13 protein-coding genes, 2 tRNA genes and 1 rRNA gene are annotated in these 15,821 nt (G+C 39.2%); 11 read left to right on the forward strand and 5 right to left on the reverse strand.

The annotated features are described in order from the left end of the window. Positions 1 to 16 precede the first annotated feature (16 nt). The 5 genes from jag to RGU12_RS23620 all read right to left on the reverse strand — a co-directional run bounded on the left by jag (position 17) and on the right by RGU12_RS23620 (position 2,601). Complete coding sequence (gene jag, locus RGU12_RS23600; RefSeq protein WP_309538239.1) at positions 17 to 637, reverse strand: RNA-binding cell elongation regulator Jag/EloR; 621 nt, start codon at positions 635 to 637, stop codon at positions 17 to 19. After that, on the reverse strand, positions 634 to 1,407 hold the full coding sequence (gene spoIIIJ, locus RGU12_RS23605) for a YidC family membrane integrase SpoIIIJ (RefSeq protein ID WP_309538240.1): 774 nt from the start codon (positions 1,405 to 1,407) through the stop codon (positions 634 to 636). The genes jag and spoIIIJ overlap by 4 nt, the downstream gene beginning before the upstream one ends. A gap of 140 nt (positions 1,408 to 1,547) precedes the next feature. Continuing rightward, positions 1,548 to 1,895 (reverse strand): ribonuclease P protein component, encoded by a 348-nt coding sequence (gene rnpA / locus RGU12_RS23610; protein ID WP_309538241.1) that lies wholly within the window; start codon positions 1,893 to 1,895, stop codon positions 1,548 to 1,550. 61 nt (positions 1,896 to 1,956) lie between these two features. Further along, a complete protein-coding gene (rpmH, locus tag RGU12_RS23615; RefSeq protein ID WP_057997955.1) occupies positions 1,957 to 2,091 on the reverse strand; it encodes a 50S ribosomal protein L34 in 135 nt (44 codons plus the stop codon). 231 nt (positions 2,092 to 2,322) lie between these two features. Continuing rightward, on the reverse strand, positions 2,323 to 2,601 hold the full coding sequence (locus tag RGU12_RS23620; RefSeq protein ID WP_309538242.1) for a hypothetical protein: 279 nt from the start codon (positions 2,599 to 2,601) through the stop codon (positions 2,323 to 2,325). A 556-nt stretch (positions 2,602 to 3,157) separates the two neighbouring features. Between RGU12_RS23620 and dnaA the strand changes: the two genes are divergently transcribed. From dnaA to RGU12_RS23675, 11 genes are all read left to right on the forward strand, one after another. Further along, complete coding sequence (dnaA, locus tag RGU12_RS23625; RefSeq protein WP_309538243.1) at positions 3,158 to 4,504, forward strand: chromosomal replication initiator protein DnaA; 1,347 nt, start codon at positions 3,158 to 3,160, stop codon at positions 4,502 to 4,504. 244 nt (positions 4,505 to 4,748) lie between these two features. Next, positions 4,749 to 5,885, forward strand: a complete 1,137-nt coding sequence (gene dnaN / locus RGU12_RS23630) for a DNA polymerase III subunit beta (protein WP_116354445.1) — start codon at positions 4,749 to 4,751, stop codon at positions 5,883 to 5,885. Positions 5,886 to 6,040: 155 nt separating this feature from the next. Beyond that, entirely contained in the window at positions 6,041 to 6,259 is a 219-nt protein-coding gene (gene rlbA / locus RGU12_RS23635) for a ribosome maturation protein RlbA (RefSeq protein WP_309538244.1), read from the forward strand. 42 nt (positions 6,260 to 6,301) lie between these two features. Then, positions 6,302 to 7,420, forward strand: coding sequence for a DNA replication/repair protein RecF (gene recF, locus RGU12_RS23640; protein ID WP_309538245.1), 1,119 nt, complete (start codon positions 6,302 to 6,304; stop codon positions 7,418 to 7,420). A 23-nt stretch (positions 7,421 to 7,443) separates the two neighbouring features. Next, the gene (gene remB / locus RGU12_RS23645; protein ID WP_396232420.1) at positions 7,444 to 7,695 is read left to right on the forward strand and encodes an extracellular matrix regulator RemB; all 252 of its coding nucleotides are present in this window, start codon (positions 7,444 to 7,446) and stop codon (positions 7,693 to 7,695) included. Between the two features lie 66 nt (positions 7,696 to 7,761). Continuing rightward, positions 7,762 to 9,684, forward strand: a complete 1,923-nt coding sequence (gyrB, locus tag RGU12_RS23650) for a DNA topoisomerase (ATP-hydrolyzing) subunit B (protein WP_309538321.1) — start codon at positions 7,762 to 7,764, stop codon at positions 9,682 to 9,684. A gap of 233 nt (positions 9,685 to 9,917) precedes the next feature. Then, positions 9,918 to 12,440: a DNA gyrase subunit A gene (gene gyrA, locus RGU12_RS23655; RefSeq protein WP_309538246.1), complete on the forward strand. Its 2,523-nt coding sequence runs from the start codon at positions 9,918 to 9,920 to the stop codon at positions 12,438 to 12,440. Between the two features lie 92 nt (positions 12,441 to 12,532). Then, complete coding sequence (locus RGU12_RS23660; protein WP_309538247.1) at positions 12,533 to 13,600, forward strand: HD-GYP domain-containing protein; 1,068 nt, start codon at positions 12,533 to 12,535, stop codon at positions 13,598 to 13,600. Between the two features lie 272 nt (positions 13,601 to 13,872). After that, positions 13,873 to 15,424: ribosomal RNA gene (locus RGU12_RS23665) — 16S ribosomal RNA — on the forward strand. 96 nt (positions 15,425 to 15,520) lie between these two features. Then, positions 15,521 to 15,597, forward strand: a tRNA-Ile gene (locus RGU12_RS23670). 18 nt (positions 15,598 to 15,615) lie between these two features. Continuing rightward, positions 15,616 to 15,691: transfer RNA gene (locus RGU12_RS23675), tRNA-Ala, on the forward strand. Positions 15,692 to 15,821 lie beyond the last annotated feature (130 nt).

A 15,821-nucleotide genomic window follows, 5' to 3' on the forward strand; every position in this document is an offset into this window, starting at 1 on the left:
TAGGTTTCTTCTCTATTTATTTTACTGGTGAAATCACAATATATCGGTTTGGATCTGAACCACTTGAAGATGTTTTAACCTTCGCATGATTGGCAAGGGCTGTATGAATAACCTTTCGTTCGTACGAAGGCATTGGCTCTAATTTAACATCCTGCTTTGTTCGACTTACTTTATCAGCAAGTCTTTCTGCCAATTGAACCAAGGTTTCTTCTCGACGACCTCGATAGTTTTCAGCGTCCACCATAATGTTTAAATAATGATCTGAAAATCGATTGGCAACCAGTTGTGTTAAATACTGTAATGAATTTAAGGTTTGGCCTCTTTTTCCTATTAATACAGCCATTTTTTCACCGGATAATTGGAAAGTCACATTCTTTCCATTTCGAAAAACATCCAATTTTGCTTGAACACCCATTGATGAAATAACCTTTTCTAAAAACTTTTGTGCCTCTTCGACCGGGTCGATTTTCACCGTTACTTTGACAACAGCTGGCTTTGTTCCAAAAATTCCAAATATCCCTTTTTTACCCTCATCGATGATTTGTATTTCGGTGCGGTCTCTTGTTGTACTTAGTTGAGCTAAAGCTGACTCTACTGCTTCATCGACGGTTTGCCCTGTAGCAGTTACTTGTTTCACTTTTTCGCTCCTCCCGCATCTCCAGACCTAGCCGCTCTAATATCTGGACCTTTTATTAAAATCGTTTGGACAATCATAAAGATGTTACCCACTACCCAGTATAAAGATAACGCTGCTGGGAAGCTGATCGCAAAGACAACAATCATAATTGGCATTAACCATAGCATCATTGCCATTTGTGGGTTGTTTTCCATACCCATCATCGTAATTTTCTGTTGGATAAAAGTCGTTATACCAGCAACTAAAGGAAGAATATAATATGGATCTGACTCACCTAAATCAAACCATAAGAAGTTGTGCTCAGCAATTTCTCTCGTTCTCATAATTGCATGGTAGAATCCAATTAAAATTGGCATTTGAATCAATAAAGGAAAACATCCCGCTAGTGGATTAACACCATGTTTTTGGAAAAGCTGCATCGTTTCTTGTTGTAGCTTTTGTTGTGTTGCTTGATCCTTTGAGCTGTATTTTTCACGAAGTGCTTTTAGCTCAGGTTGAATTGCTTGCATTGCTTTTGAACTCTTTGTTTGTTTGATCATTAATGGCAATAAAGCAAAACGAATTAATAGAGTAACAATGATAATTGCTAAACCATAGTTGTTGCCAAAAAGTTCAGCAAAATAAGTAATCAGCCAGGATAATGGATAAACAAAATATTTGTTCCAAAACCCTGTACTTTCCGCGGTAATCGGATCATTTATTTGGGAACACCCAGATAATAGAAGAATCAATCCTATTAGCGCACTTATTAGTAATATTCGCCTTTTCAACTACTTTTCCTCCTAGTTCTAAATATCCTAAAGGTAAATATATATTATGAAACATATTCATTCGAATAAAAATCAATATGTACCCTTGTATTCTACCATCTTTATAGTCAAATTTCTTTCTTTCCTTTGAAAAAAGTCGCCTATTTTTGGACTTTTTTTAACACTTTTGCCACCTTAAGTACATGAAGTAAGCTTTTCTTTACTTCTTCATAGTTCATCTCAGCAACAGGCTTCCTGGCAATGATCACATAATCCTTAATTTGAACCTGTTCTTTGTGCTCATGAAAGAATTGACGAATCAATCGTTTAATGCGATTTCTAGTAACAGCGTTTCCAATTTTTTTACTGACGGATAAGCCAATGCGGAAATGCTCTAACTCTTCTCTATGATAGACGTAGACAATAAATTGCCGGTTGGCTGAAGATTTCCCTGATTTAAACACCGTTTGAAAATCTTGATTCTTTTTTATACGGTATTCTTTTTTCATTTTTTACAACTCCCGTACGGCATGTCCTTTTAGAAAAAAAGACCACTGAGCTTTCAGTGGCCTATGCTGATAATACTTTTCTTCCTTTTTGACGACGACGAGCAAGAACTTTACGTCCGTTTTTAGAGCTCATACGACTACGGAATCCGTGAACTTTACTGTGTTTACGTTTGCTTGGTTGATATGTTCTTTTCATATATGACACCTCCCTGAGGAATTAACTCTCAATTTACACATCAGACAGTCTTACTAATTATAGTGAAAATCAATAAAAGATGTCAACCTTATTTGAAGTACTATATTTTGGATATAAAATTTCCTTCATAGAAAAAGGGCATTGAGATCGGTAACAGTCCCCTTAAATTTACTCAAACCTAAAATTCCCTCTTCCACTTTTCTTGGTTGTTCAGATTCAACGCCTAGAAATTCAGGTAACTTTACCTCCTCCGAAACAGGCAAAGAACATCTCTTTGTCGGATCCCTCCAGATTTCTCATTTTTGAGAAAGGCGTTTGCGCTTTTCTATGTTGTCCAGCTTCAACGCCTAGAAATTCGGGAAACTTCGCCTCCTCCGGCAGAGGCAAAGAACGCCTCTTTGTCGGAGCTTCCAATTTTCTCATTTCTGAGCGAGGCGTTTCCGCTTTTCTATGTTGTCCAACTCCAGCGGCTAGAAACTCAAGAAATTTCATCTCTTCCGGCAGAGGCAAAAAGCGCCTCTTTGTCGGAGCCTTCGACGCACAGGAAGTGCTAGTGCCGACTTAGCCACAGGACGTGGCGATCTAAGTCGGCCAATTTCCTCGTTTCTGGGCGAGTCGCTTCCGCTTTTCTTGGTTGTGGACAACTTTTTTCGACAGTTTTTTTAATCCACAACAATTATCGACAAGTTTTACACATCATCTTGTGTTGTGGATAATTATTTTCCACAAGGTATAGATTATGTGGATAAGTTTTCAAAAACCATTGATTATCTAGTCATTATCTGATATTATAGTTTTGTTTTCACTCGTAATAAGTTATCAACAATTTTTATTTATCCACAGAATGTGGATATCGTGTGGATAGATTTTTCAACATTGTGAATAGAGACTTGTCCACAACCAGTGGATTATGTCGAAAAGATGTTTTCCTACTATATTATATAGTTATTCACATTTTACTAAATGTATAATTATAAAATCCTATTCATTCACAAATAAAAATTTGCATAAATACTTATTTTTATACATTAATAAATCATATTTAGAAAAAAAAGGAGGGATATTGTTGGAGAATATTGCAGATTTATGGGCAAAAGCACTCCAGGAGATCGAGAAAAAGTTAAGCAAACCTAGCTTTGAAACATGGCTGAAATCAACAAAGGCCCATGCCCTACAAAAAGATACACTTATTATTACAGCTCCTAATGAGTTTGCTAGAGATTGGCTAGAATCTAGATATCTGCATCTAATCGCTGAAACAATTTACGATTTAACCGGTGCAGAACTCGGAATCAAATTTATTATTCCTCAAAATCAACTAGATGAAGAATTCGAATTGAAAACACCTGAGAAAAAAGCTACGAAACAAGATGAACCAGCTGAACACTCTCAAAACATGCTAAATCAAAAATATACATTCGACACATTTGTAATTGGATCTGGTAATCGCTTCGCACATGCTGCATCCTTAGCCGTTGCAGAAGCACCAGCGAAAGCCTATAACCCACTCTTTCTATATGGTGGAGTTGGATTGGGTAAAACCCATTTAATGCATTCAATTGGCCATTATGTCCAGGAGCATAATCCAAATGCGAAAGTGGTCTATCTCTCATCAGAAAAATTTACAAATGAATTCATTAACTCCATTCGGGATAACAAAGCTGTTGAATTTCGAAATAAATACCGAAATGTCGACATCTTACTTATAGATGATATTCAATTTCTGGCAGGAAAAGAATCTACTCAGGAAGAATTTTTCCATACATTTAATACCTTGCATGAAGAAAGTAAGCAAATCGTCATTTCGAGTGACAGACCGCCGAAGGAGATTCCAACATTAGAGGATAGGCTTCGCTCCCGTTTCGAATGGGGATTAATTACCGATATTACCCCTCCAGATCTTGAAACGAGGATTGCCATTTTACGCAAAAAGGCAAAGGCAGAGGGACTCGACATTCCAAATGAGGTTATGCTTTATATTGCGAACCAAATCAACACGAATATTCGTGAGCTTGAGGGTGCGCTTATTCGCATCGTTGCCTACTCTTCTTTAATTAATAAAGACATAAATGCGGATCTTGCTGCAGAAGCTTTAAAAGATATCATTCCAAGTTCAAGACCAAAAGTGATCACCATTTTTGAAATTCAAAAGGTCGTTGGACAGCACTATAATATAAAGCTTGAGGATTTTAAGGCAAAAAAACGTACAAAATCGATTGCCTTCCCTCGTCAAATTGCGATGTATCTATCAAGAGAAATGACAGATTCCTCACTGCCTAAAATTGGAGAGGAATTTGGAGGACGTGACCATACAACGGTTATTCATGCCCATGAGAAAATCACAAACCTATTAAAAACAGACACACAATTACAAAAACAAATAGATGAAATCATCACCCAATTAAAGGGCTAAGGAAATTATCTTTTATTTTGGACAAGTACTTGTAACGTGAATACTGTGAATAACTTCTTTGTTGTTGCGCACAGTCTGTCCACATGTGGATAGGCTGTTTTGATTTGCTTTATTCTAGTTATCCACATATTCACAGGGCCTACTAGTACTTCTACGATCTTTTCTTTTAAAAAAAATATAAATATATAACTAACAAATGTATTCGCATGAAATCAAAAATAGAACCATCTTAGGAGGATTTTTGATGAAATTTATCATTCAAAGAGACTATCTTGTTCGAAGTGTTCAAGATGTAATGAAAGCTGTATCTTCAAGAACAACTATTCCAATTTTAACGGGGATAAAAATTGTCACAACAACTGAAGGCGTAACTCTTACAGGTAGCGATTCTGATGTTTCAATCGAATCCTTTATTCCTACTGAAGAAGCTGGAGATGAAATTGTTGAAGTTAAAGAAACAGGAAGCATTGTTTTACAAGCACGTTTCTTTAGTGAGATTGTTAAAAAGCTTCCTAAGGATACTGTTGAAATTGAAGTTCATTCCAACCTACTCACGATTATCCGTTCAGGTAAAGCTGAATTTAATTTAAATGGTCTAGATGCTGATGAATATCCACATTTACCACAAATTGAAGGTAATCATGGATTTAGCATTCCAGCAGATCTACTAAAAAATATGATTCGTCAAACAGTTTTTGCTGTATCAACATCTGAAACACGACCTATTTTAACCGGTGTAAACTGGAAGGTTGAAAACAATACACTACAATGTATCGCAACAGATAGTCACCGACTTGCAATGAGAACGGCAACGATTGAAACAGAGAATGATGGATCTTATAGTGCTGTGATCCCAGGAAAGAGCTTAAATGAATTAAGTAAAATCTTAGATGATACAACAGATTTGGTGGATATCGTCATAACTGAAAACCAAATACTATTTAAAACAAAGCATTTGTTATTCTTCTCTCGTTTATTAGATGGCAGCTATCCAGATACATCTAGATTGATTCCTACTGAAAGTAAAACGGAGATTGTTTTAGCAACAAAGGAATTTTTACAATCAATCGATCGAGCTTCTCTGCTTGCAAGAGAAGCAAATAACAATGTTGTAAAATTTACGACTTTACCTGAAGGAGTTGTCGAAATTTCGTCCACATCCCCTGAAATTGGAAAGGTAAATGAGGAAATACAAACTAAATCAATTGACGGTGAAGAATTAAAGATCTCTTTTAGTGCAAAATATATGATGGATGCATTAAAAGCAATAGAAAGCTCTGAAATTCGAATTAGCTTTACCGGTGCAATGAGACCGTTCTATATAAAAGCACTTGATGACGATACAGTCTTTCACTTAATTCTCCCAGTGCGTACTTATTAAATTGATTAAAGACTAAGAATGCCACGTCCTGTGGCAACGTCTTTGTGCCCCACCTCGTGTGGGCCTAAAAAGGAACTACTAGGCCGTAAAAACCTAGTAGTTTTCTTTTCTAGTTGTGGTTTCTTTAGTAAAATAAAAGAAAGAAGGCGAATTAAATGGCAAAAGAAATAGAAATTTCGACAGACTTTATCACATTAGGACAGTTTTTAAAGCTTGCGGAAGTCATCCAATCGGGTGGTATGGCAAAGTGGTTTCTTAGTGAACATGAAGTCTACGTAAATGAAGAGCTAGAGAATCGCCGCGGAAAAAAGCTAGTTGATCAGGATGTGGTTGACATCCCTGGCTTTGGAACATTTGTCATATCAAAAGCTTAGCCCGGGAGATTTCCCTGGCGCTTAGCGCAAAGGGTGAATCCATTGTTCATTGAAGAAATAGAACTAACGAATTATCGTAACTATGAAAAATTGTCCATCGAATTCGAAAATAAGGTCAATGTCATTCTAGGTGAAAATGCACAGGGCAAAACAAATGTGATGGAATCCATCTATGTTTTAGCGATGGCGAAATCACATCGTACCTCAAATGATAAAGAATTGATTCGCTGGGATGAAGAATATGCTAAAATAGAAGGTAGGGTTCAAAAAAGGAACGGTCCTCTATCCTTGCAGCTTGTTATTTCTAAAAAGGGTAAAAAAGCAAAAAGTAATCATTTGGAGCAGCAAAAGCTGAGCCAATATGTTGGAAATATGAATGTGGTCATGTTTGCCCCAGAAGATTTAAATCTTGTCAAGGGAAGTCCACAGGTGAGAAGACGGTTTATTGATATGGAAATTGGTCAAGTGTCAGCTGTTTATTTACACGACCTAAGCCAGTATCAAAAAATTCTCCACCAGCGAAACCACTATTTAAAACAGCTTCAGACTAAAAAGCAACACGATCAAACGATGCATGATGTATTAACCTCACAATTAATTCAAGCAGCAGCAAAAATTGTCAAAAAACGATTTGAATTTCTCGTATTATTACAGAAATGGGCTGAACCCATCCATCATGGAATCAGTAGAGGGCTCGAAACGCTTCAAATTGAATATAAACCGTCTATTGAGGTATTAGAAACCGCTGATTTGTCGAAAATGGTAGATGTATACGACGAAAAATTTGCTAAAATAAGAGAGAGGGAAATTGAAAGAGGCGTTACATTAGCGGGGCCACATCGGGATGACCTTGCATTTTTTGTGAATGGAAAGGATGTTCAAACCTTTGGATCCCAAGGACAGCAACGTACGACAGCCCTATCATTAAAGTTAGCAGAGATAGAATTAATTCAAGCAGAAATTGGGGAATATCCAATTCTACTATTAGACGATGTCCTTTCGGAGTTGGATGATTTTAGACAGTCCCATTTATTAAATACAATTCAAGGCAAAGTGCAAACCTTTGTCACAACAACAAGCGTAGAGGGAATCACTCATGATACACTGAAGCAAGCAGCTACTTATGCTGTGTCTGCAGGAGTTATAACAAAGTTAAAATGAGGTGATGAGGTTTGTTCATACATTTGGGAGATAATGTTATGGTTCGTTCATCAGATGTCATTACGATATTAGATCGACAGCTTTTAAAATCCTCCTCTATCGTTAATGAATTTTTAGATGTACAAAAAGACAGAGTGGTAGAATTGTCTAATGGGAATACAAAATCAGTCGTGGTAACGGTAGATAACGTATATTTTTCACCTTTGTCCTCTAGTACATTGAAAAAACGTTCACAGCAAGTATCTGATTTTGAAACCATTTTAGAAGAGATATAAGGATAAAGAGCGACTCGAAACTCGATCTTTTTTCGTTAAAATAAAGTGTAGGTGATATTGGTGGCAATGGAAGAAAAAGAATTGCAACAACAAGAATATGATGAGAGTCAAATTCAGGTTTTAGAAGGCTTAGAAGCGGTAAGAAAACGCCCAGGTATGTATATTGGTTCAACATCTGGGAAAGGATTGCACCATTTAGTATGGGAAATTGTCGATAATAGTATTGACGAAGCATTAGCAGGTTATTGCGATGAGATTAATGTCATCATCGAAGAAGATAATAGTATTACCGTAAAAGACAATGGCCGTGGTATACCAGTCGGAATTCAAGAAAAAATGGGTCGTCCAGCTGTCGAAGTTATTATGACTGTCCTTCATGCCGGAGGAAAGTTTGACGGTGGCGGTTACAAAGTTTCTGGTGGTTTACACGGAGTTGGTGCGTCTGTTGTTAACGCCCTATCCACTAAACTAGAAGTATATGTACACCGAGATGGTAAAATCCATTATATTGCTTTTGAACGTGGTCATGTCGTTTCTGAATTAAAGGTAATCGGCGAAACAGATCATACAGGTACAACAACACATTTTAAACCAGATGGTGAAATCTTTACTGAAACACTAGAGTATGACTTTGACACACTAGCGACCCGTCTTCGTGAACTTGCCTTCTTAACAAGAGGCGTTAAAATCACAATTGAAGATAAACGTGAAGAAAACAAGCGTAGGGAATACCATTACGAAGGTGGAATCAAATCGTACGTTGAACACCTTAACCGTACAAAAGAAGTCATTCATGAAGAGCCAGTGTTTGTTGAAGGTGAAAAGGAAGGAATCGCAGTAGAGATTGCCCTTCAATATAACGATAGCTATACAAGTAATATCTATTCATTCGCAAACAACATCCACACCTATGAAGGTGGAACGCATGAATCAGGGTTTAAAACAGCGTTAACTCGAATTATCAATGATTATGCACGCAAAAATAATATTTTCAAAGAAAATGATACGAATTTAACAGGTGATGATGTTCGTGAAGGACTAACTGCGATTATTTCTGTTAAGCATCCAGACCCACAATTTGAAGGACAAACTAAAACAAAGCTTGGAAACAGTGAAGCAAGAACGATTACTGAATCTGTGTTTTCTGAGAAGTTTGAAGCCTTTTTATTAGAAAATCCATCTGTCGCTCGAAAAATTGTCGATAAAGGAACAATGGCAGCAAGAGCTCGTATGGCTGCGAAAAAGGCACGTGAATTAACAAGAAGAAAAAGTGCATTAGAGGTTTCAAGCCTACCTGGAAAACTGGCTGATTGCTCATCGAAGGACCCTTCCATTAGTGAGCTTTACATCGTTGAGGGTGATTCAGCGGGTGGATCAGCAAAGCAAGGTCGTGACCGTCACTTCCAAGCAATTCTGCCACTTCGAGGAAAAATTCTTAACGTCGAAAAGGCAAGACTCGACCGCATTTTATCAAATAATGAAGTGCGTTCTATGATCACAGCACTAGGAACAGGTATTGGAGAAGACTTTGATATTTCAAAAGCACGTTATCACAAGGTTGTCATTATGACTGATGCCGATGTTGATGGTGCGCATATCCGGACTTTATTATTGACATTCTTCTATCGCTTTATGCGTCAGATTATTGAACATGGATTTGTCTATATTGCACAACCGCCATTATACAAAATCCAACAAGGTAAACGTGTTGAATATGCGTATGATGACCGAGAACTTGAAAAGTATTTAGCAGAAATGCCAAGCAATCCAAAGCCAGGTATTCAACGCTACAAGGGTCTTGGAGAAATGAATCCTGAGCAACTTTGGGAAACGACCATGGACCCAAACAACCGTACGATGCTACAGGTTACCCTTCAGGATGCAATTGAAGCGGATGAAACTTTTGAAATGCTTATGGGTGACAAGGTTGAGCCAAGACGTAATTTTATTGAAGAAAATGCACAATACGTGAAAAACTTAGACGTTTAATGATTTTATGCAGGATAGTTCTGATGTCTAGCTTCAGGTGCCATCTGCTCTCTGATCATAAGACAATCACTTCAGAAGGTAAAATACACCTTCTCTCGGTGCTTGTCTTATCTCACCGAAAGCTGTGCACCTTGTGCTTTTCGTAACTATCCTGTGTTTTGGTTACATATATGGAATGGGTTAAAATAAGAATCCGATTTATTTTATACCCCTGATAAGGGAGGTTTCTTTTTATGTCTGAAAATCAAAATTCGCATATTCATGAGATTAATATAAGCCAAGAGATGAAAACATCATTTTTGGACTACGCGATGAGTGTTATTGTGTCACGTGCCCTACCGGATGTTCGTGATGGCCTAAAGCCGGTACACCGCCGGATTTTATATGCGATGAACGACTTAGGTATGACAGCTGATAAAGCTTATAAAAAGTCAGCTCGTATCGTTGGTGAAGTAATTGGTAAATATCACCCACACGGGGACTCTGCTGTTTACGATACGATGGTTCGTATGGCCCAGGACTTTAACTACCGCTATATGCTAATTGACGGCCATGGTAACTTCGGTTCTGTCGATGGTGACGCAGCCGCTGCGATGCGTTATACGGAAGCACGTATGTCTAAAATTTCAATGGAGCTTTTGCGTGATATCAACAAGGACACCATTGACTACCAGGATAACTACGATGGTTCTGAAAGAGAACCAGCCGTTCTCCCTGCCCGATTCCCTAACCTTCTAGTAAACGGAGCAGCGGGTATTGCCGTAGGTATGGCAACGAATGTCCCACCACATCAATTAGGTGAAGTTATTGATGGAGTCTTGGCGGTTAGTAAAGATCCTGAGATAACAATTGCTGAATTGATGGATATTATACCTGGTCCAGACTTCCCAACTGCCGGTCATATTCTTGGTAGAAGTGGGATTCGAAAAGCCTATGAAACTGGAAAAGGCTCGATTACCCTACGCGCAAAAGTTGAAATTGAACAGATGAAAAATGGAAAGGAAGTTATTCTCGTAACTGAACTTCCATACCAAGTGAACAAAGCGAAATTAATTGAAAAGATTGCAGAATTAGTTCGTGATAAAAAAATTGATGGTATAACGGATCTTCGTGATGAATCAGACCGTAACGGTATGAGAATCGTGATGGAAGTAAGAAGAGATGCCAATGCAAATGTTCTTTTGAATAATTTATATAAACATACTGCATTGCAAACAACGTTTGGAATCAATATGCTTGCTCTTGTGAATGGTCATCCACGGGTTCTAAACTTAAAGCAATGCTTACAGTATTACTTAGACCATCAAGTCGTAGTCATTAAACGTAGAACAGCATTTGAACTTCGAAAAGCTGAAGCAAGAGCACATATTTTAGAAGGTTTACGTATTGCGTTAGATCATATTGATGAAATTATCACGTTAATTCGTGGCTCTCAAACTACAGATATTGCTCGCGAAGGCTTAATGACAAGATTTAATCTATCTGAAAAACAAGCTCAAGCGATTTTAGATATGCGCTTGCAGCGTTTAACAGGTTTAGAACGCGACAAGATTGAGGCAGAATACCAAGAGCTAGTTGCATTAATTGCAGAATTAAAAGCAATTCTTGCTGACGAAGAAAAGGTACTCGAAATCATCCGTGAAGAACTTCTAGAGATTAAAGAGCGTTTTAACGATACAAGACGCACAGAAATTCTTGCAGGCGGATATGAAATGATTGAAGACGAAGACTTAATCCCAAGAGAGAATATTATTATAACTCTCACTAACAAAGGGTATATCAAACGTCTTCCAGTATCAACATACCGCAGCCAAAAACGTGGCGGTCGAGGAATTCAAGGAATGGGCACAAATGAAGATGACTTTGTTGAACAACTTTTATCAACATCAACCCATGATACAATCCTATTCTTCACAAATAAAGGAAAAGTTTACCGTCTAAAAGGGTATGAAATTCCTGAATTTAGTAGAACAGCAAAAGGAATTCCGATCATCAACCTACTCGAAATTGATAAAGAAGAATGGATCAATGCAATTATTCCAGTATCCGAGCTTGTCGATGATTGGTTCTTATTCTTTACAACAAGAAAAGGTATTTCAAAACGAACTCCACTTTCATCCTTTGCCAATATTCGTAAAGGTGGTTTAATCGCGGTTGGACTTCATGAAGGTGACGAACTTATATCTGTACGTCTTACAGATGGCTCAAAGGATATTATCATTGGAACGAAAGATGGTATGCTCATTCGCTTCCCAGAATCTGATGTAAGATCCATGGGTCGTACTGCTGCGGGGGTTAAAGGAATTAACCTATCCGAAGGTGACGAAGTAGTAGGAATGGAAATATTAGAAGACAATCTAGATGTCCTCATTGTCACTGAACATGGCTATGGAAAACGTACCCCGGCAAGTGAATACCGGATCCAAAGCCGTGGTGGTAAGGGACTAAAAACAGTCAATATCACCGAAAAGAATGGAAAGGTTATTGCTGTTAAGGCTGTAACAGAGGAAAGTGACCTCATGCTTATTACTGCTGATGGTGTTCTAATTAGAATGTCAATCAGCGATATCTCGCAAATTGGCCGTACAACTCAAGGGGTTAAGCTCATCCGTTTAGATGAAAATGGACATGTAGCAACAGTTGCAGTCGTTGAAAAGGAAGAGGAAGAAGAAGAGCACGATGTTGAAAATGAGGGAACTGTAGAAGAAACAGCTACTGAAGAACAACAATCAGAAACCGAAGACGAAATCGAATAAATTGTCTAAAAAGAGAAATGCTGCAGTGCAGTATTTCTCTTTTTTTGGTAAAATGATTCTAGTATTCGAATGAGAGACGAGGGCGGAATAATATGCGTGTAAGAATAAGCCAACTACAAGAAGGATGTATTCTGTCAAATGACATTTTTTCCTTAACAAATAAACCAATCATTCCTAAAAAAACTGTTTTAGCTTCCGAACATATCCATGTGCTTGAGGCTTTTTTAGTAAAAGATGTACAGGTTGAATCCTTTTTAATCAATGGAGAGCCTTTTACCCCAACTGACCAAGTAGTAGAAATTGATGTTACGGAAAAAGAAAGTTCTATTGTGGAGAGTTATCTTAAATCGGTAAAGGAATACAAGCAAATATTCCAAAGTTGGCAGGCTGGTGCACTTGTTGAGATTTCAAAAGTTCGCCAAATAATTCTCCCATTATTTAAAAGAATACAGGAACAACCTAAAGAACTTTTCTCCCTACATAGATATACAAATCGAGAAGACTATATCTACCATCACTCCCTCATGCTAGGTTTGCTTTCAGGATATTTAGGGAAAAAGCTAAAATATAGCGATGCTGATTGCAATCATCTAGCGATAGCGGGACTACTTAGTGACTGTGGAATGTCAAAAATAGATCCTAAAATTCTTTTAAAGAATTCATCATTAACATTAGCTGAATACAATGAAGTAAAAAAGCACCCTTTATACAGCTATCGCATGATTGAAAAGATACCACTTGTAAAAGATAGCGTAAAATTAGCAGTTTTCCAGCATCACGAACGAATTGATGGAACCGGCTATGTGCTAGGGGTTACCGGGGAAAAGCTACATCCATTCAGTAAAATAGTAGCAGTAGCTGATGTGTACTCGGCGATAACCCTAGAAAGACCCTACAGCAACCGCCAATCCCCGTTCAAAGCCCTCGAGGAAATCAGAAGGGAAACGTTTGGGAAATTTGACATGAAAGTTGTTGAGGCGCTAACAAATGGAGTTGGAAACATTTCAATTGGAACAAAAATAAAACTATCAAATGGGCAATCTGGAGAGATTGTATTTATTGATAAATCTCAACCAACAAGGCCATTACTAAAGGTTAGCGAAAGTGAGTTTTTAGATTTAAAAAACTACCGTGAAATCTTCATAGAAGAGATCATTTAATTACCTCCAATAGGAGGTTTTATTTTTTTGTAAGAAGTAAAGTTAAATAATATTTATTACTGAAATACTTGATAATAAGTTTATTTCCGTTTATACTTTTAAAGTTGTATCCGCAAGAAATATTATTTTAAAAAAGTAATTGACTTTATTAATGATAATATGATATATTAATAAAGTCGCTTGAGAGCGATAATGAAGTTCTTTGAAAACTAAACATAATACAAGCGTCAACGTTAATTCTAAGTAACAAACTTATTGAGCAATCAATACTCTTATTGGAGAGTTTGATCCTGGCTCAGGATGAACGCTGGCGGCGTGCCTAATACATGCAAGTCGAGCGAATCTGAGGGAGCTTGCTCCCAAAGATTAGCGGCGGACGGGTGAGTAACACGTGGGCAACCTGCCTGTAAGACTGGGATAACTTCGGGAAACCGGAGCTAATACCGGATAACATATGAGACCACATGGTCTCGTATTAAAAGATGGCTTTTAGCTATCACTTACAGATGGGCCCGCGGCGCATTAGCTAGTTGGTGAGGTAACGGCTCACCAAGGCGACGATGCGTAGCCGACCTGAGAGGGTGATCGGCCACACTGGGACTGAGACACGGCCCAGACTCCTACGGGAGGCAGCAGTAGGGAATCTTCCGCAATGGACGAAAGTCTGACGGAGCAACGCCGCGTGAGCGAAGAAGGTCTTCGGATCGTAAAGCTCTGTTGTTAGGGAAGAACAAGTATCGTTCGAATAGGGCGGTACCTTGACGGTACCTAACCAGAAAGCCACGGCTAACTACGTGCCAGCAGCCGCGGTAATACGTAGGTGGCAAGCGTTATCCGGAATTATTGGGCGTAAAGCGCGCGCAGGCGGTCCTTTAAGTCTGATGTGAAAGCCCACGGCTCAACCGTGGAGGGTCATTGGAAACTGGGGGACTTGAGTGCAGAAGAGGAGAGCGGAATTCCACGTGTAGCGGTGAAATGCGTAGAGATGTGGAGGAACACCAGTGGCGAAGGCGGCTCTCTGGTCTGTAACTGACGCTGAGGCGCGAAAGCGTGGGGAGCGAACAGGATTAGATACCCTGGTAGTCCACGCCGTAAACGATGAGTGCTAAGTGTTAGAGGGTTTCCGCCCTTTAGTGCTGCAGCAAACGCATTAAGCACTCCGCCTGGGGAGTACGGTCGCAAGACTGAAACTCAAAGGAATTGACGGGGGCCCGCACAAGCGGTGGAGCATGTGGTTTAATTCGAAGCAACGCGAAGAACCTTACCAGGTCTTGACATCCTCTGACACTCCTAGAGATAGGACTTTCCCCTTCGGGGGACAGAGTGACAGGTGGTGCATGGTTGTCGTCAGCTCGTGTCGTGAGATGTTGGGTTAAGTCCCGCAACGAGCGCAACCCTTGATCTTAGTTGCCAGCATTTAGTTGGGCACTCTAAGGTGACTGCCGGTGACAAACCGGAGGAAGGTGGGGATGACGTCAAATCATCATGCCCCTTATGACCTGGGCTACACACGTGCTACAATGGATGGTACAAAGGGCAGCAAAACCGCGAGGTTAAGCCAATCCCATAAAACCATTCTCAGTTCGGATTGCAGGCTGCAACTCGCCTGCATGAAGCCGGAATCGCTAGTAATCGCGGATCAGCATGCCGCGGTGAATACGTTCCCGGGCCTTGTACACACCGCCCGTCACACCACGAGAGTTTGTAACACCCGAAGTCGGTGGGGTAACCGTAAGGAGCCAGCCGCCTAAGGTGGGACAGATGATTGGGGTGAAGTCGTAACAAGGTAGCCGTATCGGAAGGTGCGGCTGGATCACCTCCTTTCTAAGGAAACTGAAGTTCTACGAACTTCATAATAAGACGTTTTGTATTATGTTTAGTTTTGAGAGAACTAATTGTTCTCGAAATAAATATTTGAATGGGCCTATAGCTCAGCTGGTTAGAGCGCACGCCTGATAAGCGTGAGGTCGATGGTTCGAGTCCATTTAGGCCCACCATTCAATTAAATATCTTACGGGGCCTTAGCTCAGCTGGGAGAGCGCCTGCTTTGCACGCAGGAGGTCAGCGGTTCGATCCCGCTAGGCTCCACCAAATTTTACTGACAAAATCATCATTGATTGAAATCAGTTTTTTCGTTCCTTGAAAACTAGATAACGTAACAAAACATTCATTGAAGTAAAGTTCTTTAAAACTTAAAGGTGAATGAGAAGCGAGAAGGTCG

This window comes from Ferdinandcohnia sp. QZ13, assembly GCF_031324165.1.
Taxonomy (GTDB): Bacteria; Bacillota; Bacilli; order Bacillales; family Bacillaceae_L; genus Ferdinandcohnia.